The following is a 19315-nucleotide window of genomic DNA, read 5'->3' as shown; positions in this document are numbered from 1 at the left end:
GAAAGCGCTTTACAAGAGTTTTATTAATTTTCATAAAAAAAAGCAGCACTCCCTTGAGGGAACGCGCTGAGCTTGTGATTATTTTTACATATGGATTCCAAAACATTACTTGGATCGAAACGCACCTTATCATAAATAGCTGGATCCGGTACTCTGTTGACTTCTGAAGTTATTATATCAATAGTACCTTCTTTGAATGGTAACAAAAAAAGAAGGCTGCTCACGCAAGCCTTCTCCCATTCTATTTCATTAAATCATGGTCCACATAACGCTCGTCGTTCAAATCACTAATTACGTTAATTGCCACTTTCGCACCGTCTCCAGCTGTAATGATTGTATGGACGCTGACTCCGGCAATCGTTCCGGCTGCCCAAATGCCATCAACATTCGTCTTTCCGTCAGCATCGACATCCAGAACTGTCTTAATGCGGGGCTCAGTCCCTTCTTTAGTCTTCAAACCGGCTTTTTCAGCTAAATCAGTTGAAAGACCCGCTGCTATGACCACATGTTTCGCTGAGTATGATTTTTCTCCTGCTGTTACAGTAAAACCATTTTCAGCTTTTTCAATGTTATCAACTGTTCCTTCAACAATCTCTGCCCCAAACTTAACAGCTTGCTTTTTGCCTGTTTCAATCAGTTCCGGACCAGTGACTTCCATAACACCATAATGATTTTCAACCCATGCCCGTTTAGTCATGCTTTTATCATTGTCCACAATCACTACCTTCTTGCCCGCTTTGGCGGCAAATAGCGCAGCACTTGCACCGGCAGGACCTGCACCCACAATTAAAATATCAAACATCCATATTTCCCCCTTTACACGTTATTAATTATAGTTTATCCAGATTGATAAAAATTGTAAAATAATGCGATTTGAGGAAAATGGTTCATTTTAGTCTTCATCTTTGATATCCCGGTCCTCCGGTATCGGCTCATTTAAAATTTCCTCCACCAGCTCCCTGTATTTTTCCACCTGCTTTAAATGGGCATTAAACTGTTCCTTATACACTAGATACTGTTCTCCGTCGAAAATGGCTCGTATTTTCTTTTGCTGAATCAGGCTTTCTACGTATGGCTCTGGGTAAGATAAATACTCTGCGGTTTCTTTAATAGTCAGATACATGCTTCTTCTTCCCTTTCTTTCCTTTTTAATATGATTTTACTAACCTCCTGGCACTAGTAGACTCTGCTAAAATCATATAGAATAGAAATTGTAATGTATTTGTATATGCAACTTATATTCTATTATACAGCGAAAAAAACTTATTTGACTGAATCCCAGCAAATAGAGAACAGGAGAAATATAAGTTAATGAATAAAAAAAAGGTATTGGGCTTATATGTAATCATTAGTCTTATTTGGGTATTCGGAACTAATTATCTTTTGGATATGCTTGAACCTTCTTCTCTTGTCAGTTTTCTATTCAGAGCGAAAGAATTTCTGTACATCATTGCTACAGGGTGGCTGCTCTATTATTTTATTGGCAAAAGAGATGAGCTCAGTGCCTCAAAAGAAGATGAAAAGCGCCTTTCCACTTTAATCAATTCAATGGTGGACTTTGTTAATTTCAAAGACGGTCAAGGCCGCTGGATTGAGTCTAATGAATTTGGACTTAAACTATTCAATCTCGAAAATGTCGATTATAAAGGGAAGAAGGACTCGGAACTGGCCGAGTACACTGATTTTTATGCAGATGCCCTTCGCTACTGTGAAACATCAGATGAAGAAACCTGGAGAAACGGTAAAATTACCCGCCTTGAGGAAGTTATTCCTTTGCCTGATGGGACCAAAAAAACGTTTGATACGATTAAAGTTCCACTCTTCCATGAAGACGGAAGCCGAAAGGGACTCGTCATTATCGGCCGGGATATTACAGAAAGAAAGCATGTGGAGAAGCTTCTTGCTGAAAGCCAGCAGCAATATAAATCCTTGTTTGAATATAACACCGAGATAGTCTTTATTACAGACCTTCAAGGCACCATCACAAAAGTAAATCCCCAATTCAAAGCCGTGACAGGATACAGCCCTGATGAAACACTTGGCAAAAGTATAGGTGAAATCATACCTGTGCCTTATAAAATAAATGCCTTAAGAAATTTTACAGCCATCCTTGAGGATAAACAGCCAAAGACCTGCGAGTTTGATTTTACACATAAACGCGGAAATAAATTGACTATTCAATGTACTGCTCTTCCAGTTATTGTGAATGGTCAGATTGCCGGGATCATTGGCTATGGAAAAGATGTGACAAAGCTCCGTCAGGCTGAAGAAAGACTACGCCGCACTGAAAAGCTTTCAGTGGTTGGCGAGCTATCTGCAAGTGTTGCACACGAAATCAGAAACCCCCTTACATCTCTAAAGGGCTTCGTTCAGCTTATGCAGCTGGAAGATGAAAAGCATCAGTTCTATTATCAGATCATGCAGGAGGAACTGGACCGTATCAACCATATTGTCGGCGAGCTGCTGCTCCTTGCCAAACCACAGGATATTTGCTTTACCAAAGCAGATGTTCAAAAAATCCTGTTCAATGTCATTTCGCTTTTAAAAACAGAAGCGAGCATGCACAATGTCCAGATCGAATTTCTGTTAAAATCGAATGTTTATATGATTGAATGTGAACCAAATCAGCTTAAGCAGCTATTTATCAATATCATAAAAAATGCCATCGAGGCATCTAAAGAAGGCGGCAAGGTAACCGTTACACTGCTGGAAGAAGACCATCAGCTGACTATCCTCGTTAAAGATAACGGCTGCGGCATGTCAGAAGATCGCCTAAATAGAATCGGCGAACCCTTTTATTCATCAAAGGAGAAGGGAACTGGCCTTGGACTTACCGTCAGTTTCAAGATCGTCCAATCCCATAATGGCTCCATTCATTTCAACAGCAAAAAAGGGAAAGGAACAGAGGCTGTCATCAAGCTCCCTGTAAAAAAACAAACACCTCCCATTGAAGCTGGATTAACCGTTTAAACAGCAAAAGAGCGATGTTCAATCAAACGTTTGATTGAACATCGCTCTTCTTTTAATTCCCCTTAATCTCCAGGAGCTTCAGTCTCAAGTCATTTTCCATATTAGCCAGGTCGTGTTCCGCCTGCCGGCGTTTGTTCCTGCCTTCTTCCTGGATTCTCAAGGTTTCTTCAAGAGTAGAAATCAAGTTCTCCTGTGTTTTCTTTAATGTTTCGATATCAACAAGGCCCCGCTCATTTTCGCGTGCTGTTTCAATTGTATTCACTTTCAGCATTTCCGCATTTTTCAAAAGAAGATCATTGGTGGTTTTGGAGACCTTCTTCTGGGCTTCGACTGCATGGCGCTGGCGAAGAAGCGTCAAGGCAATAGCCACCTGATTTTTCCAGAGCGGGATGGCAGTCATGATGGAAGACTGGATCTTTTCAACCAATGCCTGATTGGTATTTTGTATCAGGCGGATCTGCGGCGCACTTTGAATCGTGATTTCACGGCTCAGCTTCAAGTCATAAAGACGTTTATCCAGGCGGTCCGCAAACTGGATCATATCGTTTACTTCCTGGAATTTCATCTGGTCATTTGACTCTTCTGCCTTCTTCTTCAGCTGGGGAATCGTCTTTTCATGAATCTCCTCAAGCTTCAGTTCACCTGCTGCAATATAAACATTTAAGGCATGAAAATACTCTTTATTATTATCATAAAGCTTATCTAACATGACAATGTCGGAAAGAAGCGCATTTTTACTTCTCTCCAATTTGACGCTGATACGGTCGATTTGAGCTCCCGTTTTCTGATATTTGGACAAGACTTCCTGAACAGAGCCGGAGATCTTTCCGAACATACGTGCAAAAAAGGATGCTTTCTCAGGCTTAAGCTCATCCGGATTCACATCACTGAATTTTTTCATCAGATCATTAATGATCGTCCCTACTTCACCAACGTCCTTTTTCTGAACATGCTCGAGCATGGTATGGGAGAACGATAACAGCTTTGATTGAGCTGGTGTTCCGTAAGAAATCATTGCCTGGTGATTGGCCGGGTCGATTTGCTTTGCAAGCTGATAGGCTTTTTCGCGGTTTTCTTCCGGAATCACATCAATCAGTCTTGTCCGCTTATCTGATTGCAGCGGCGAGGAAGCAGGCTGCTGATTTTCCCCAAAAGGGTCTTCCAGCAGATCATCCATTAAATCAGTGTTTTTTAACAGGGATGGTTTTTCTTCGGTCATTTTAATCTCCTGCTTTCATCATGAATTCTTGATTCTTTTATCTTCTCAATCGAATTCCTGGCAACATCAATTTCAAGATGAAGCTGATCAATATCTTCCGCTATAACCCGGTGAAGATCTTCCTCCACATGATGGGTAAGTGCATCAAGTGTACGTCTCGTTTCCTGGAGGGACTGATCCAGTTCACGTGATTTTCCCGGCTGAGAAGACAGAAAGACATATTTTTCTGCCAGCTCCACAGCAGAATCCAAATGGGAAAAATAAAACTGTTCCGCTTGATAAAATCGTTTCGGCTCACTTCTGGTCAGTCTGTAAATTCTCCTGGTCACCCTCATGAACTCCATGCGCTGTTTAAGCGTCGGGAAGTGCCGTATGGAGAACATCGCTTTATGCAGACGGGTTAATTTACGCCGTGCCTCATCAAGGTTTCTCTTTATATATTGGTATTCCCTTTTCGTCAATCCATGCTTTTTCAAAAAACGGCGGCGCTGAATAAATCCTCCCGCCCAATAAGTAAGCAGCCCGGCTCCAGCTCCATAAACCCCTGACAGAAAAAATGTTTGCCCGAAAGCAAAGTAACTGGCAAGCCACACACTGACAGACAATGGAACAGCCGTCAGCAGGCGAAAAGCAAATGCTAAAAAGGAATTCATATTTATCGACTCCTACTCATAGTCCTACTTATTTATACGTAATTGATACACCTAAAGTTTCATCCACAGACATCTTCCAGCAAAAAAGGCATATATCCTTAAATCTATTAAAACACTTTTAAAAAACTTCTCAAGTTATACGATACAAAATAACACGATTGCCCGCCATAGACCACAAAAGTAATCGTTGCTAAGACCTGAGACGTATATTAAATAGCCAAAAAGCACCTGCGGAAATTTTCCGCAGGTGCTTTTTGGCTATTTAACCGCTAATGCACGCTTGCCCATTGCATTGTAGATCTTAATGAACTTCTCTTTCGGCATTTTAACATCTTTTTTAACAGCTTCACTGTCATTAAAATAAACATAATTGGCATCCACACCGGTTATGACAATGCAGTGAAGAGGTGTCGGTGCACTGATTGTTTTGCCGGCAGGTGTTTTCCATGTTCTTTTATTCGGCATTTCATGGCTGATTGTAAACCATGCCAGAACAGGATTCCCCTCTGAAACAGCCTTTTCTATTTCAGAGAAATCCTTTCCGGTCAGATTTACGCCGCCTGGACGATACTGGTCAAGCAGCTTTTTCAGCGGCCCCGGGTTTATCGTATGGCCGTTGCCAAAAGGTGTGCCAACGAACCCGACATCAGGGTCCCCCCAGGTTTTAATCGACCCGTCTGCATTTCTTACCAACTTGGTTGAGTCATATGGCATCTTATTTGCCAGTGTTGTTTTACTAACGTTCACTCCATAAAACTTCAACGCCATCGCAAGGGAAGTGACTTCACATCCGCTTGGCAGCTCCGGCCGCTGGGCAATGAGCGGCACATTGATCTTAGACAGGCGGGGGTCACTGGCTGTCACATAATCACCGCTGACATAACCCGTGCTGCCATTAAAAGAAATTTTATACCAGCCATTGCTTTCCTTATGTATAACATTCAATACAGATCCATTCTTCAAGGACCCCATTACCCCGTAATTTGTTCCCGGACCTTTCCGGACATTTAATGACGTAGCATCCACCCGGTAAAGCTTTTCAGTTGTTTTGACATATTGGCCGCTGACGTAGCCTGTTTTACCATTGTAGTTAATTTTGTACCAGCCGTTTGTAAGTCGTTCAATCACCTGTATACTGCTTCCTTGAGCCAGGCTGCCAATCCGGCTGTAATTTGTTCCCGGACCGGAACGGACATTTAGACTGGTTGCATCCACTGTGTAAGTAGCGGCAGCCGCTTCTGCCACTGCCTCGTTTGAAAAACTCGGAATTGACGGCGACAAGACTCCTCCTGCCAAAATAGCTGCTGCAACAGTCCCTTTTAATATAGCTCTGTTTCCATATGAACCTTTAAAAATTGCCATATACTTTCCTCCATATCCCTCATTTTATTTCTGTCGAATTTTGCGGACTACTCTAAAAATAATGATTAGCAAACTTCAAGTCTACCTCTTTGGGACTGGAAAAATTTTATTGATTCTATTGAATCAGATTTTATTTACTTATTTAGCAGAGTCAGTATATTTGGCATCTGTATATATTCCTTTTTGAAAATGTTTATTTATAAAAAATGCAGGGAATAAGCTCTTGTACTAATTTATTACACCTTGGAGGCAACATAATGAATAAGCACTATTTTTATATAGTTATTATATTAATAGGATCGATTGTATTTCCTTCCTCAGGAAATGCAGAGAATTCGACTGGGAAGGAAAATATGGTTGTACTGATTTCCTTTGATGGAATGAGAAACGATCTGACAAAGGAGTTTGTAAAGGACGGCAGGCTTCCTCATATTAAATCACTTATGGAGAACGGAATAGCCGCCAAGGATTCCAAGACTGTAACCCCCTCGCTGACCGCACCATCACATGCGGCCATTTCTTCCGGTGCCGCTCCATCTGAAACCGGCATGGTCAGCAATAAATGGCAGGATCCCACCAAGGAATTGGCCAATGGAGAAAGTGCTTTTCATCAGCCGCTTGATAAAAGCCCGCTTTGGGCAGAAGCCAAGAAGAATGGCAAAACAACGGCCACTGTGTTGTTTCCCGGATCAAACCCTGATGCAGGCGAGCAGGCTGATTATGCTGTTTATTATGGGGAAACCTGGGCAGAGAGCTCACTGGATACGCTTCAATTCAAAAAAACAGAGAGCTGGAAGCACACCGAAAAAAGCTTTAGCCCTGTGAAGGAAGCTATAGTGAAGCTGCCATTGAAAAAAGCAAAGAATAAAGAGATTTACATTTTAGCTATAGACACTTCGGATGATGGAAAAACCAACTATAACCGCTTCATTTTTTCGGAAAACCGTTCGGCAGACTCTGAAGATGTTATCGTCAATGCCGATGAATGGGGGTCAATTCCGGTTGAAGCGGACGGTGAATCTGCAGGATTTTGGTTTAAGCTGAGAACTGATGCCAGCCTTGAAGAAGCGAAGATGTACCGGACTGCTGTTACATCAGCCCTCATTGAAGGCCCGGAAGGATTTGAAGAGGAGCTGCTATCGGAATACGGCTTTTTCCCCGTTCAGGATGATACAGAGGCTTTTGAAAAAAAGTGGATTACACGGGAAGAATACGAAGAAATCGGTTCGCGCTTTGTACACTGGGCAACTGATGTGTCTCTTTATATTAAAGATAAATACCAGCCCGATCTGCTGATGTTTTATACACCTCAGATTGATTATGAATCACATCATTTCCTGCTGACAGATCCGCGGCAGCCCGGGTATTCAGAGAAAAACTCCAAAAGACATTCGGAATACATTGAATGGGCCTATAAGCTTGCAGATGATGTCGTGGGACAGACGATGGACAGCCTTAGCGAGGAAGATCACCTTCTTGTGGTATCTGACCACGGCATGGAGCCAGTCCACACCATTCTGGCTCCAAACACTCTGCTGAAAGAAGCAGGTCTTTTAAAGACAGATAAAAAAGGCAAAGTGGATGAGAAGAAATCCAAAGCTATGGCTGTAGCCAGCGGGTCGGCTGCTCAGATTTATTTGAATGAAGACCTTACCAAAAGAGAAAAGGAAATGGCTGCAGACCAAGTAGTAAAACTGTTTAGCGAATATAAAATCAAACCCGAATTTAAAACAAAAATCCTAAAGGGCTATTTGACTGATGCCGGTGATTCCCTCGCCGAAGGAAAGTTCAGCCATTTTAATCAAACGGCAAAGCAATTTTCCAATTACCTTTTCAGGAAAAAAGAAAATCCTTATCAGATTGCCTATGATACTAAAAAAGAGAATAAGCATCCTAACCAGGGAGACATATTGCTGCTTGGTGCAAGAGGCTTTATGATGGGCAGCAGCTTAACAGACCCCCAAATGCCGACAATAGAACTTGGCAGCCATGGCGGCAATCCTGAACGGAAGGAACTCAAAGCGGTATTCTTTGCACAGGGTCCTTCTTTTAAAAGGGACAGCCGAATTGACTCGATTACCACACTGGATATCGCCCCGACAGTATATAAATTGCTGGAGATACCGGCTCCTGACTTTTTGGAGGGTGATGTTCTGGAGGAGGCTTTGAAATAATAATAAGGCCTTGCTATGTGCAGCAAGGCCTTATTTTAAAATCTATCGGGATCTTTTTCTGTTAGACCATTTACTTCAAAATCACCGTGAACCTGATTAAAGGGGCAGTTCCCAAGTCTCTCCGATAAATCTTCCCAAAACTAGTTACACAATATATATTAATGTCTTTTCCAATATAAAATTTTCTACCTCCTAAAATATAAGGGGGTTGGAAAGCACGGCCCTAGTCTCCAATCTCCCAAGCTGGATTCCAAACGACTTCCCACAAATGGCCATCAGGATCCTGGAAATATCCGGAATATCCACCCCAAAAGGTATCATGTGGGGGAACTGTAATCACCGCACCGGTTCCCCTTGCTTGTTCTATTACCTTACCGACCTCTTCCTTACTATCTACATTGTGACCAATCGTGAATTCAGTTGGACTTTTTGGTGTCTGTTTTATGCTTGTGTCATGTGAGATATCTTTCCGTTTCCATATTGCAAGTTTTAAGCCGGATTGCAAATCAAAAAATGCAACAGCACCATGCTCAAATTCTTGTCCTACGATTCCTTCTGTCGGAAGCCCAAGTCCATCCCGATAAAATTTCAAAGATCTCTCCAAGTCATCAACACCTAGGGTTATTACTGATATTCTTGGTTTCATAAATGAACTTAGCCTCCTCAACTCACACTTTAATAACCATAGAAAGCATCTTTTTTAATATTCTTTTTTGAAATATTACTTTTTAATAAGTAATCAGCGATCGAATCCGCCATTGACTTCGGCCCTGCAATCAGATATTGAGCATTGTTCTGATAAAGATTAGATAACTTATCAATCTCCTGCTGCAAGTTGTCCCTAGAGTCTAAATATGCGGTGTTTATTGAGGCTTTGCTAGCATCAAGTTCTTCTTTAAATATAAAAGACTTTTCACTATCCATATAGAGCAGGTGTATTGGCTTTGTATTAGGATTTTCTGCTGACTCAATTTGTTTTATGATAGATCGAAAAGGTGTGATCCCAATTCCTCCAGCTATAAGGACTGCAGGACGATCATTGTCTGCATTAAATGACCCTAAGGGACCAGACATCCCCATTGTCATTCCCTGTTTTAGTTCTAACATCGCCTTCTTAAAGTCACTTGGGTTATCTTTTATTTTCATTGTAATTTTGACAACATTTTCATTTGGAGCAGATGATATTGTAAATGGTTTAGTAGGATTTTTGACTTTTTGATGAGTAATACTAAACAAACCATGCTGTCCTGCTTTCCATGTTAAATCTATTTCTTTTTCAAATACAAAGGTATATACATCTTCAGATTTTTTACAGCTTTCTATAAATACTAATTTTCTTTTTTTCAATACTGCAATCATATCTTGGAAAAAACTCATCTTACATTTCCTCTAACACTTTTTTAAGCTCTTCAACCTTATATGCCCAACCATACTTCGCACCGTTGAACGCTTGAACATTTTCACTTTCAAACCCTGTCTGCTCAAGATGTACGTAAGTTGTTCCATCCTCTTCTTTCAATGTCCATGTGACTATTGTGTCTACCGGCCCGCCTATCCATGTGTAAGATAGCTTATTAGGCTTGTCTACTACCAATACTTCACTATCAACAATTAAATCTATATCCTTATTTCGAAATTGGCATTTATATCCTACAATTGGCCTGAAGTTATTTTCCATTACCCATTGCGCCAGGGTATCGGAATGCGTTAAAGCATCCCAAACCTTATTGATGGGGCTCTTAAATTCAAAGTCTAATGATATATCCGGCATCTTCTATTCCTCCAATAAATTCTTTAGTAACATCGCTCTTTCATTCCAAAACTTTTCATAAAAAGATAACCAGTCTTTCACTTCCTGTAAGGGAGCTGGGTTTAGCCGGTACTTTGTTTCTCGGCCTATCTTACGGTTACTAACTAAATCTGCATCTTTAAGGATAGCCAAATGTTTAGATACAGCAGTCCGGCCCATTTGAAAATGAGCAGTCAGTTCGTGAAGTGGCAGCTCTTCAGCACCAGCCAGCAAATGTATTAATTTACGTCTTGTTGGATCTGCAATAGCTGCAAAAACATCATGCTTTTGGTAAGCAGTGTTCATAATCCTCCCCCCTCTTAAATATAAAGGACACTACTCGGTGTCCTAAATTATATGACACCTAATAGTGTCCAGTCAATAGTTAAATGGATAATAGTCCTTCACTTATCAAGCTCTAGTTCATGCCAACGAAAAAAAAAGACTGAACCCGTAAGGATTCAGTCCGAAATAGCATTTGATAAAACCATTTGATACCTAAATGACATCCTGTTGCTTTCCCGAAGACTGGTAAGAATTATATTTGCTTTATCCTTTCCATTCCAATCCCGCGACTGCTTCACAGTGCATAGTCTGCGGGAACATGTCCACAGGCTGCACTTCGATGGTTTTATATCCCCCATCCTCTAAAATACGCAGGTCCCTTGCCAATGTTCCCGGATTGCAGGATACATAGACGACTTTCTTGGGCTTCATGCTTAAAATGGTTTTCAAAAGAGCTTCATCACAGCCTTTGCGTGGCGGATCAACGACCAGCACATCTGCTGTGTTCCCTTTTTTATACCATTCAGGAATGACTTCTTCTGCTTTTCCAACTGCGAATGAAGCATTTGTCATCGAGTTCAATTCCGCATTCCTCTTCGCATCCTCAATGGCTTCCGGCACAATTTCAACACCGAACACTTCTTTTGCTTTCTGTGCCAGGAAAAGAGAAATGGTGCCAATTCCGCAGTACGCATCGATAACCTTTTCTTCTCCGCTCAAATTCGCATATTCCAGTGCCTTATCATATAAAACCTTCGTTTGCTCCGGATTCACCTGATAAAAGGAGCGGGCCGAAATCGCAAATTTGATATCGCCAATAAAATCATAGATCACTTCTTCGCCCCTGAGAACTCGTGTAACGTCTCCCATGATCACATTGGTCTTCCGCGAATTCACATTATGGACAATGGACTTAACACCTTCGATACTCTCTGCAATCTCTTCCACAATCTTTTGCCTATGCGGGAGCTCGTTTGTCCTTGTAACAAGGACAATCATCACTTCGCCGGACACGAGCCCATAGCGCGCCATCACGTGACGGAGCTCGCCCTTATGCCTGCCTTCATCATAAGCTCGGACCCCATAGCGGCCACAAATTTCCTTTACCTTTTGAACAACCTCATCATTTCTTTCCTGCTGAATGAGGCACTCCTTCATATCGATGATCTGATGGGTGCGCTGCTGGTAGAATCCGCCGATCAGACCGCCTTCCTGCTCGCCAATCGGGACCTGCGCTTTATTTCTGTAGCGCCACGGATTCTTCATGCCGAGAACCGGATGCACTTTGACACCATCCAGCTTCCCGATTCTTTCCAGTACATCTCTGACCTGTTTTTCCTTTGCAAGAAGCTGGCCTTCATAGCTCAGGTGCTGCAGCTGACATCCTCCGCACTCCTTATAAATTGGACAGGGGGCTTCTACCCGGTATGGGCTGCTTTCATAGGTCTCAATCAGGCGCCCAAATCCATATCCCTTATTCACCTTTATTACTTTAACTTTTGCTTTCTCACCCGGAAGTCCGTCCGGCACAAATAACGGGTAGCCGTCAACCTTTGCTACTCCTGCCCCTTCATGGGTCAAATCCTCAAATGTCACATCTATATAATCATTTTTTTGTACAGGTAATGTTCTGCTCATCATTTTCTTCCTTTTCAGCTTAATTCCGTGACCTATTTTGACTAGACAGATTGTATCACAAAATAGGGTTAAATACGAAATGGATATCTTTCCGATCCTTTGGACTGTATACTCCGCAGCATTGTCTATTTGCAGAATCAAATCCTCAATTTGCATTTTTTCCAATTTATTTGCAGGGTTGCCCTATCTATTTGCTCTTTCACTCTTCTATTTGCAGTAATACTTTTCTATTTGCAACGTTCACAATTTCTGTATTTCTGCAAAATAAAAGCCCGCTCTGTAATAGAGCGGACTTCCTATTATTCATGTGAGCTTTCCCAATCTGTCGGGCGGTCTTCCTCACGAATCTGATCGATAGGCACGAATACTTCCAAATGCCTGTAAAGGTTTACGAATTCTGCAGGAAGAAGCCCGCCAAATTCACCGTCAAGGTTGAGCTGTACCTTCTCTTTGGATTGCACTTTAATCCGGTTTGCCTGCGTGTAGATGACGTTTGGATCTTTTACATGCTCACCCCGCACTGCCATTGACGCGATCCGGATAAAATCGGCGAGGTTGGTTTTCTTTAAGATCAGCAGAGAGAATAGTCCGTCATTAATACTGGAATCAGGCGCAAGCTTTTCAAAACCGCCGACTGAATTTGTCAGACCGACAAGGAAAAGCATGGCTTCACCCTCAAAGAGTTTCCCGTCAAACTCAATGCTGACCTCAGTTGAGCGGATAGAAGGGAGCATTTCAATTCCCTTAAGGTAATAGGCAAGCTGGCCAATCATGGTTTTAAGCTTGCTTGGCACCTCGTAAGTCAGCTCTGTCAGCCTTCCTCCGCCAGCGATATTAATAAAATATTTATCATTAATGCGGCCAATATCAACAGGAATGGTATCCCCTTTTACAATGATATCTGCTGCTGCTTCCACATCTCTTGGAATATGAAGCGCACGGGCAAAATCATTGGTTGTTCCCATTGGGATAATGCCGAGGCGCGGACGGTACTCCTGTTCAGCGAGTCCATTTACAACCTCGTTTATCGTGCCATCACCGCCTGCTGCAACGACCAGATCGAAACGGCGTTCAACAGCTGTACGGGCTGCTTTAATGGCATCCCCTTCACATGTGGTAGCATGACATGATGTTTCATAGCCAGCTCTCTCCAATTTTTGCAAAACCTCTGCTAAATGTCTTTTGAAAATTTCCCGGCCTGAAGTCGGATTATAAATAATTCTTGCTCTTTTCATAGCCCATCATCCTATTATTGAAATATATAAACTTAATCCTTTTTATTCCATCTCTTTCATCATAGCGAATAGTCCACGGCTTAGCAATTTTCACAGCTACCCGTTTCTATTCTATTCACGTCCTGGTGTTTTCACAAGTGGACAGATGCACAAATGAATTATACCCTCATTAAGCAAAAAAGTATCGTAATTAAGTTATATTTTTGGCCAGGTGCCTTAAATCAATATTTTCCAGGATGAGGGTAAGCATTACCCCTGTTTGAGGTCCTGCAAAACAAGGCCCTTAACGTAGTCAATAATGGTTTTATATGGATATTCTTCATTAATGACTCTATGAAGCATGGCCCCGTCCATAAAAGTCCAGAACAATCCTGCTACATGATTCGGATCGGCACCAGAACGGAATTCCCCGGTGTTCTGTCCTTCCTCCATAATATCTGTTATCAGCTTTAAGAAGAACTTCTTTCCACGCTCATTGAGGATTCGATTCAGGTTCTCATCTCTTGAGGAATGCAACGTAAATTCCAGCTGAACAGTTATTCTATCTTTCCGTTCCTGACTGAAAGGGCTCATATCCCTGTACAAGTCAAACAGGTATTCAAGTTTCTCTTCCGCGGAGGAGAACACGGATATTTTCTCTGCAAGTCTTGCATTGGCTGATTCTGTCTGCTCATTCAACAGCTCCAGATAGATTTCTTCCTTGCTTTTAAAATAATTATAGATGGCTCCCTTGCTGATTCCTGAATAAGCGACAATATCATCTATGGTTGCTGCCTGAAATCCCTTTTTTGCAAAGCAGGCCAAGGCGCCAGACAGGATCTCTTTCTTTTTTTTCCGTTTATATTCCTCTGATACGATAGGCGGCAATTCTGTCCCTCCAAGGCATTTAATATATTCTCTTTCAGTTATTCATTTATTAACAGCACTTCCGGCTGATTTCACTGCTTTTCAGAATTTCTTCTGAATACAGGCTGGCATGTTCAAACGTAATTTCCGTATTTTCCTCCACCAATCCCGCTTTTATCAAGTCTTCTTTCATTATTGCGAGAAATAAATCTCTGATAGCAGCTGAACGGCACGGCTGCATCTGCGCTGCCAAATCCCAGATCCACTGCTCAAGATGGACACTCTTACTCTTTTTTTGCATTTCCTGTGGAACCTGCCTTCTTCCCATATCTCCCACTCCCCAGGTATTGTAATTAAAATAAACTGATTGGTCTTTTTATTGTAAGTAATTTTGAATGAATTTTCAAATTTTTTCATATAAAAAAACTCCTAACTTCCGTTAAGAGTTAATCCTGATCTATTTGATTTTTCTCCCGGTACATGGTTACTAATCCCCCAATGAGCATAAAGCCGGCAAAGGCAAAAGGAAACCAGCGCTCAAACCTGGAAGCTTTAGGTGGCAGCCCACTCTGTTCCTTAGAAGCTTCTTTGGGAAATTCACCTGTAATCTGAGCCATGACAAGATTGGTAAAGTCCTCTTCCCCCGGCATTTCCGGCAAGGAGTACTCCTCCTCTTCCATCACTTCAAGATATACTTCCAGACATTGATCACATATATAGAGATGATCTTCATAGAGTTCACGCTCAGGTTCAGTAAGCTCATTTTTCGCATACTTCCGCCATTCCTCTGATGAAAAATGCTCCATGAAAATCATCTCCTTCCAAAGTTCCTTACAGGGATTGCTTTGAAACACAAATAATATCCTGCAGGGTATTATTTTTATTAAACATATCCTTATAACTATTCGAATTACATGCTCTCTTTTTGAGTGCCGAAACAATCATAATTTAGAGAAGGGAATAATTCAATACTTTTTTATAATAATCTCTCCTTTAAAAAAATACAGAATTTTCTATTAAAGATAATGATTAAATCTCCCTCTTCACTAAACCATTATATGGTAAACTGTAAGCATCAACTACATGCAGAGGAGGCTAGTAAAAAATTCTCAAATAATGGACAACTCTCAATAACAATTGAATATATTGATGAAAAAGGATGAATACGATGACTTTTCTTATTTACCTGGCAGCATACTTGATAGGATCACTTCCTACTGCCTTATTGCTTGGCAAATTTGCCTTTGGAATCGACATTCGTGATCATGGAAGCAATAATCCCGGTGCGACTAATACATTAAGGGTTCTTGGCAAAAAAGCGGCTATCGTGGTTCTTCTGGTGGATGTGGGCAAAGGTGCCGCCGCTGCGGCAATTCCTGTCATTCTGAACGCTGAAGCTGAGCCGCTAATAGTCGGAATGGTCGCAGTTGCCGGCCACTGCTTTCCGGTCTTTGCAGGATTCCGCGGAGGAAAAGCCATCGCAACCACAGCCGGTGTCTTACTTGCGGCAAATATCTGGATGTTTTTAGTCGCCTATATCTCTTTTGTCTCTATCATTGTCCTAACAAAGTATGTATTTTTCGGCTCGTTATCGGTGGGTGCATCCTTGCTTATCTATTCCTTATTTACTGAAGGCACTGAACATGAACTTATCTTTTCTATTTTCCTATTATTTTTGATTTTCCTGCATCGCTCGAACATAAAAAACTTTATTGATAATAATGAGCCGAAAATCAATGATAAGCGTTTAAAAGATGATCGCATCCCTCCGAGAGATGATAAAAAGCGAGCCTGATTGAAACCCGGAACTCAATTCGGGTTTTTTATTATTTTTCACATGAAACCAGCTCTTTAAGCAAAACCTTTGAATAAACAGATTTTGTACACTTATGTGAATTAAAAGTCGAAGAAATTGACTATTAACAGACGCAGAAAATTTTTTATAAGGGTTTATTAATTGAAATATAGGGTATTTGATATGAGTTACATACCAAAAAAATAGCTTTATTATACATATCAATATCAGGGGGTAATGGTATGAAAGATGCAGGTCTAGTGCTTGAAACAAAAATTGATGGTTTTAATTTTAATTGGGACTTAGAAAAGGGTCAGTTTAATTTTGAAGGTGAAGACTCTGTCCTCTTTTGGATAAGTTCAGCCATGAAAAGTTTTTTCGATACGATTGAAGAGATTTCCGGAAAAGAAACCTCGAGTCTTGTACTTGAGACCGCCGGCTTCAGGCAGGGAATGGTTGTAGGGAAGTTCTTTAAAGACATGGATCTGCCTATAACTGAAGTGGCCAATATCATCCCCAGAATATACGCGTCTGCCGGCTGGGGGAAATTCATCATCACGAATGTAGATCCCGCTGCCAAAACTGCCAGGGTCAGAACTGTAGACAGCTGGGAATATAAGATTAACAGGAAACAAGGGAAAACTGAATCCGGAACCTTTCTGCCGGGACATTTTGCAGGGATCTTTTCGACGGTGTTCGGGACAAGCATCTGGTATAAAAAGGAATCTGACCAGTTAGCCGGCCACGAATACACAGAGCTGGATTTCTTCCCTTCAAGCGTTACGGTTGAGGAAAATATCCACGCTTTAGCGAGACAGGAAGAATCTAAGAAAATCAGCGAGCTTGAGAAATTGGTGGAAGTACGCACGTTAGAACTTAAACAGCTTGTTAAAGAGATCTCTTCACCGGTTATACCTGTTCTGGATGGAATTGTTGTTGTCCCTCTTTTGGGAAGATATGATGAATTCCGCTCTGAAGAACTCGTCGATAAGACTCTTCATAGCCTTCCGAAGCACCAGGCAGATTGCCTAATCCTGGATCTGACCGGGTTAAATCAATCCATCAGTGCTTATACGGTTGAGTTCTTAAGCAAATTGGCTGCTGCAGCTAATCTGATCGGCACCGAAACGATTCTGGTTGGCATTTCTCCGGAACTTGGCACTAAGATTACGGAAACAAACTTTAATCTCTCTAAATTTAACTGCTTCACAAATCTGCAGCACGGCATTTATTACGCTCTATCCAAAAAAGGCAGGAAAATCTTCTAATCATACATAAAGCTGACTCCTCATCAGACGGAAGTCAGCTTTTTAAAATGCTGTAACCGCAGAATTATGTGCGGGGCCGGAATTTGTGTGCGGATGCGTTTTTTATGTGCGGATAAACCTTTTTTATGTGCGCTCTCCGTATTTTTGTGAGGATACGTTTATTCAGAGTCCTAATTTCCTCTTACAGCACCTTCTTCGGCGCCCCCCTATATTTGGCTTCGCGCAGCTCCAGGGCGTATGCTTCAAGGTTCGGCATACCCATTCCTTTGGCAATGCTGATTTCTTTTTCAATATCATATGGAACCCGGACAATCTCGATGGAGAAAGGGGCTGCTTATTTTGATAGGTATTCCCCATGCAAAATTGCATAAGTAGCCTGAGGGATATCAAGGGAATTTCCGACGCTTCCCGAATTGAATGATGTTTTCTGCGGATGAATCGGTTCAACAAGGGCTGCGTTGAATATCTCCGTACCCGATAACATCCGGAATCCTGCCTTCCTCTCCGGCAGTAATATTCACCGTATTCTCGAACATTGCCAGCTTTTCTTCATATGAATCCCTCATTGGCACAACCCGATGATAAATGCTTTTGGCTGAAGCATGGTAGAGTCTGATATATTTTCCGCTCATATAAAAATCGTGATGGAACGGGAGCGTGCCTAAATAGGACAACGCCTCTTCCCCCAGCTGTTTCTGATGCCACTGGCCTTCGTCAAAGTCCAGCGGCTTTTGCATAAAGTCATCCCAATTCCCAAGAAGAACCACTTCACAGGTCTCTTTAATCCGTTCAACAGCTTTAAGAGAATTGGGTCCTTTTCCTATTAAGTCACCCAGGCAAAAAATATTTTCTATTCCGCGTTCACGAAAATTATCCAGAACAGCCTCCAGAGCTGTGATATTTCCATGAATATCAGATATTACGGCTACTTTTCCCATGTATGTCTCCTCCTTACTTTTTTATATTTCTCTAAAACGCCCAAGCTTCCTCTTCCAAATGAAAAAAACAAAATTTGATTTTTCCCTGTACCGCCATTACATTAGAAATATGGTAAAATAACAGCATGCCAAAACCAACATTACATATAGAAGGAGTAGGAATTATGTCAAAAGTATTTGTATTCGGACACAAAAACCCTGACACTGACTCAATCTGTTCAGCACTAGCTTATGCAGAATTAAAAAACAAATTAGGTGTTGATGCAGAGCCAATCCGCCTGGGACAGGTAAATGAGGAAACACAATATGCCCTGGATTATTTTAAGACTGAAGCTCCCCGGCTTGTTGAGGCAGTATCCAAGGAAGCCGGCGAAGTTATTCTTGTAGACCACAACGAGTTCCAGCAAAGCGCTGATGATATCAGAGATGTGAGAATCCTTGAAGTTATTGACCACCACCGCATTGCGAACTTTGAAACAAGCGATCCGCTTTATTACCGTGCCGAGCCTGTTGGCTGTACAGCAACCATTCTAAACAAAATGTACAAGGAAAATGGAGTGGAAATCAGCAAGGCTACTGCTGGATTGATGCTTTCTGCCATCATCTCTGATTCCCTTCTGTTCAAATCTCCTACATGTACAGATCAGGATGTTGCAGCTGCGCGCGAGCTTGCTGAAATTGCAGGAGTAAACCCGGAAGAGTATGGTCTGGAAATGCTTAAAGCAGGAGCAGACTTAAGCAAGAAGAGCGTGAAAGAGCTAATCTCCCTTGATGCAAAAGAATTCCAAATGGGAAGCTATAAAACAGAAATCGCTCAGGTTAATGCAGTTGACCTGAATGACGTACTTAGCCGCCAGGAGGAATTGGAAGCTGTGATTACTGAAAACATCAATAACAAAGAGCTTGATCTTTTTGTTTTTGTTTTAACTGATATCCTTAACAACGACTCAGTTGCCATTTCTCTCGGCAAGGAAGCTGCAGCAGTTGAAAAAGCTTATAATGTAACGCTTGAAAACAACAGTGCCGTATTAAATGGCGTTGTTTCACGCAAAAAGCAGATCGTACCGCCTCTTACAAACGTATTGGCCGGCAAATAAGGTAAACTTCAATCAATGAATAAGACAGAAGCAGTGCCCTCCTGGC

General features: G+C 41.7%; 20 protein-coding genes and 1 pseudogene. 5 read left to right on the top strand and 16 right to left on the bottom strand.

The window, feature by feature from the left end:
• Positions 1 to 23: 23 nt before the first annotated feature.
• The 3 genes from M3205_RS10835 to M3205_RS10825 all read right to left on the bottom strand — a co-directional run bounded on the left by M3205_RS10835 (position 24) and on the right by M3205_RS10825 (position 1123).
• Entirely contained in the window at positions 24 to 224 is a 201-nt protein-coding gene (locus M3205_RS10835; protein ID WP_251169917.1) for a hypothetical protein, read from the bottom strand.
• 17 nt (positions 225 to 241) lie between these two features.
• Positions 242 to 802: an FAD-dependent oxidoreductase gene (locus tag M3205_RS10830; protein WP_251169916.1), complete on the bottom strand. Its 561-nt coding sequence runs from the start codon at positions 800 to 802 to the stop codon at positions 242 to 244.
• A 90-nt stretch (positions 803 to 892) separates the two neighbouring features.
• Positions 893 to 1123, bottom strand: a complete 231-nt coding sequence (locus tag M3205_RS10825; protein WP_251169915.1) for an excisionase family DNA-binding protein — start codon at positions 1121 to 1123, stop codon at positions 893 to 895.
• A gap of 188 nt (positions 1124 to 1311) precedes the next feature.
• Here M3205_RS10825 and M3205_RS10820 point away from each other — a divergent pair, with 188 nt between their 5' ends.
• Entirely contained in the window at positions 1312 to 2970 is a 1659-nt protein-coding gene (locus tag M3205_RS10820; protein ID WP_251169914.1) for a PAS domain-containing sensor histidine kinase, read from the top strand.
• A 52-nt stretch (positions 2971 to 3022) separates the two neighbouring features.
• On the opposite strand, the gene M3205_RS10815 is transcribed toward M3205_RS10820, so the two are convergent.
• The 3 genes from M3205_RS10815 to M3205_RS10805 all read right to left on the bottom strand — a co-directional run bounded on the left by M3205_RS10815 (position 3023) and on the right by M3205_RS10805 (position 6204).
• The gene (locus M3205_RS10815) at positions 3023 to 4189 is read right to left on the bottom strand and encodes a toxic anion resistance protein (protein ID WP_251169913.1); all 1167 of its coding nucleotides are present in this window, start codon (positions 4187 to 4189) and stop codon (positions 3023 to 3025) included.
• Complete coding sequence (locus M3205_RS10810) at positions 4186 to 4842, bottom strand: 5-bromo-4-chloroindolyl phosphate hydrolysis family protein (RefSeq protein WP_251169912.1); 657 nt, start codon at positions 4840 to 4842, stop codon at positions 4186 to 4188. Before M3205_RS10810 ends, M3205_RS10815 begins: the two co-directional genes overlap by 4 nt.
• A gap of 258 nt (positions 4843 to 5100) precedes the next feature.
• Positions 5101 to 6204: an SH3 domain-containing protein gene (locus M3205_RS10805; RefSeq protein WP_251169911.1), complete on the bottom strand. Its 1104-nt coding sequence runs from the start codon at positions 6202 to 6204 to the stop codon at positions 5101 to 5103.
• A 257-nt stretch (positions 6205 to 6461) separates the two neighbouring features.
• On the opposite strand from M3205_RS10805, the gene M3205_RS10800 reads away from it, so the two are divergent.
• Positions 6462 to 8378: an alkaline phosphatase family protein gene (locus tag M3205_RS10800; RefSeq protein ID WP_251169910.1), complete on the top strand. Its 1917-nt coding sequence runs from the start codon at positions 6462 to 6464 to the stop codon at positions 8376 to 8378.
• A gap of 223 nt (positions 8379 to 8601) precedes the next feature.
• On the opposite strand, the gene M3205_RS10795 is transcribed toward M3205_RS10800, so the two are convergent.
• The 9 genes from M3205_RS10795 to M3205_RS10755 all read right to left on the bottom strand — a co-directional run bounded on the left by M3205_RS10795 (position 8602) and on the right by M3205_RS10755 (position 14977).
• Positions 8602 to 9024 carry a VOC family protein gene (locus M3205_RS10795; RefSeq protein WP_251169909.1) on the bottom strand — a complete coding sequence of 141 codons (423 nt, stop codon included), beginning with the start codon at positions 9022 to 9024 and terminating at the stop codon, positions 8602 to 8604.
• A 29-nt stretch (positions 9025 to 9053) separates the two neighbouring features.
• Positions 9054 to 9755 (bottom strand): FAD-dependent oxidoreductase, encoded by a 702-nt coding sequence (locus M3205_RS10790; RefSeq protein WP_251169908.1) that lies wholly within the window; start codon positions 9753 to 9755, stop codon positions 9054 to 9056.
• Between the two features lies 1 nt (position 9756).
• Positions 9757 to 10149: an SRPBCC family protein gene (locus M3205_RS10785; RefSeq protein WP_251169907.1), complete on the bottom strand. Its 393-nt coding sequence runs from the start codon at positions 10147 to 10149 to the stop codon at positions 9757 to 9759.
• Positions 10150 to 10152: 3 nt separating this feature from the next.
• Positions 10153 to 10473, bottom strand: coding sequence for an ArsR/SmtB family transcription factor (locus M3205_RS10780; RefSeq protein WP_251169906.1), 321 nt, complete (start codon positions 10471 to 10473; stop codon positions 10153 to 10155).
• Between the two features lie 243 nt (positions 10474 to 10716).
• Entirely contained in the window at positions 10717 to 12090 is a 1374-nt protein-coding gene (rlmD, locus tag M3205_RS10775; protein WP_251169935.1) for a 23S rRNA (uracil(1939)-C(5))-methyltransferase RlmD, read from the bottom strand.
• Between the two features lie 299 nt (positions 12091 to 12389).
• Complete coding sequence (locus M3205_RS10770; RefSeq protein ID WP_251169905.1) at positions 12390 to 13325, bottom strand: diacylglycerol kinase; 936 nt, start codon at positions 13323 to 13325, stop codon at positions 12390 to 12392.
• A 249-nt stretch (positions 13326 to 13574) separates the two neighbouring features.
• Positions 13575 to 14192 carry a TetR/AcrR family transcriptional regulator gene (locus M3205_RS10765; RefSeq protein WP_251169904.1) on the bottom strand — a complete coding sequence of 206 codons (618 nt, stop codon included), beginning with the start codon at positions 14190 to 14192 and terminating at the stop codon, positions 13575 to 13577.
• A 49-nt stretch (positions 14193 to 14241) separates the two neighbouring features.
• Positions 14242 to 14499, bottom strand: coding sequence for a hypothetical protein (locus tag M3205_RS10760; RefSeq protein ID WP_251169903.1), 258 nt, complete (start codon positions 14497 to 14499; stop codon positions 14242 to 14244).
• A gap of 118 nt (positions 14500 to 14617) precedes the next feature.
• Complete coding sequence (locus tag M3205_RS10755; RefSeq protein ID WP_251169902.1) at positions 14618 to 14977, bottom strand: anti-sigma factor; 360 nt, start codon at positions 14975 to 14977, stop codon at positions 14618 to 14620.
• Between the two features lie 362 nt (positions 14978 to 15339).
• On the opposite strand from M3205_RS10755, the gene plsY reads away from it, so the two are divergent.
• Both plsY and M3205_RS10745 read left to right on the top strand, forming a co-directional pair.
• Positions 15340 to 15966: a glycerol-3-phosphate 1-O-acyltransferase PlsY gene (gene plsY / locus M3205_RS10750; RefSeq protein ID WP_251169901.1), complete on the top strand. Its 627-nt coding sequence runs from the start codon at positions 15340 to 15342 to the stop codon at positions 15964 to 15966.
• 242 nt (positions 15967 to 16208) lie between these two features.
• Positions 16209 to 17234, top strand: coding sequence for an STAS domain-containing protein (locus M3205_RS10745; protein WP_251169900.1), 1026 nt, complete (start codon positions 16209 to 16211; stop codon positions 17232 to 17234).
• A gap of 181 nt (positions 17235 to 17415) precedes the next feature.
• Here M3205_RS10745 and M3205_RS10740 read toward each other — a convergent pair.
• Positions 17416 to 18172: pseudogene (locus M3205_RS10740) on the bottom strand (metallophosphoesterase family protein).
• A gap of 164 nt (positions 18173 to 18336) precedes the next feature.
• On the opposite strand from M3205_RS10740, the gene M3205_RS10735 reads away from it, so the two are divergent.
• Positions 18337 to 19269: a manganese-dependent inorganic pyrophosphatase gene (locus M3205_RS10735; protein WP_251169899.1), complete on the top strand. Its 933-nt coding sequence runs from the start codon at positions 18337 to 18339 to the stop codon at positions 19267 to 19269.
• Positions 19270 to 19315: the final 46 nt, after the last annotated feature.

It is taken from the genome of Cytobacillus firmus (genome assembly GCF_023715565.1).
Lineage (GTDB): Bacteria > Bacillota > Bacilli > Bacillales > Cytobacillaceae > Cytobacillus > Cytobacillus firmus_C.
Note: the sequence above shows the minus strand (reverse complement) of the source record. Positions and strands in the feature narration are given on the sequence as shown.

Excerpts from the sequence above, each read along its gene's own strand:
- M3205_RS10830 (WP_251169916.1), bottom strand. The coding sequence starts at position 802 with ATGTTTGATATTTTAATTGTGGGTGCAGGTCCTGCCGGTGCAAGTGCT.
- M3205_RS10825 (WP_251169915.1), bottom strand. The coding sequence starts at position 1,123 with ATGTATCTGACTATTAAAGAAACCGCAGAGTATTTATCTTACCCAGAG.
- M3205_RS10820 (WP_251169914.1), top strand. The coding sequence starts at position 1,312 with ATGAATAAAAAAAAGGTATTGGGCTTATATGTAATCATTAGTCTTATT.
- M3205_RS10815 (WP_251169913.1), bottom strand. The coding sequence starts at position 4,189 with ATGACCGAAGAAAAACCATCCCTGTTAAAAAACACTGATTTAATGGAT.
- M3205_RS10810 (WP_251169912.1), bottom strand. The coding sequence starts at position 4,842 with ATGAATTCCTTTTTAGCATTTGCTTTTCGCCTGCTGACGGCTGTTCCA.
- M3205_RS10805 (WP_251169911.1), bottom strand. The coding sequence starts at position 6,204 with ATGGCAATTTTTAAAGGTTCATATGGAAACAGAGCTATATTAAAAGGG.
- M3205_RS10800 (WP_251169910.1), top strand. The coding sequence starts at position 6,462 with ATGAATAAGCACTATTTTTATATAGTTATTATATTAATAGGATCGATT.
- M3205_RS10795 (WP_251169909.1), bottom strand. The coding sequence starts at position 9,024 with ATGAAACCAAGAATATCAGTAATAACCCTAGGTGTTGATGACTTGGAG.
- M3205_RS10790 (WP_251169908.1), bottom strand. The coding sequence starts at position 9,755 with ATGAGTTTTTTCCAAGATATGATTGCAGTATTGAAAAAAAGAAAATTA.
- M3205_RS10785 (WP_251169907.1), bottom strand. The coding sequence starts at position 10,149 with ATGCCGGATATATCATTAGACTTTGAATTTAAGAGCCCCATCAATAAG.
- M3205_RS10780 (WP_251169906.1), bottom strand. The coding sequence starts at position 10,473 with ATGAACACTGCTTACCAAAAGCATGATGTTTTTGCAGCTATTGCAGAT.
- rlmD (WP_251169935.1), bottom strand. The coding sequence starts at position 12,090 with ATGAGCAGAACATTACCTGTACAAAAAAATGATTATATAGATGTGACA.
- M3205_RS10770 (WP_251169905.1), bottom strand. The coding sequence starts at position 13,325 with ATGAAAAGAGCAAGAATTATTTATAATCCGACTTCAGGCCGGGAAATT.
- M3205_RS10760 (WP_251169903.1), bottom strand. The coding sequence starts at position 14,499 with ATGGGAAGAAGGCAGGTTCCACAGGAAATGCAAAAAAAGAGTAAGAGT.
- M3205_RS10755 (WP_251169902.1), bottom strand. The coding sequence starts at position 14,977 with ATGGAGCATTTTTCATCAGAGGAATGGCGGAAGTATGCGAAAAATGAG.
- plsY (WP_251169901.1), top strand. The coding sequence starts at position 15,340 with ATGACTTTTCTTATTTACCTGGCAGCATACTTGATAGGATCACTTCCT.
- M3205_RS10745 (WP_251169900.1), top strand. The coding sequence starts at position 16,209 with ATGAAAGATGCAGGTCTAGTGCTTGAAACAAAAATTGATGGTTTTAAT.
- M3205_RS10735 (WP_251169899.1), top strand. The coding sequence starts at position 18,337 with ATGTCAAAAGTATTTGTATTCGGACACAAAAACCCTGACACTGACTCA.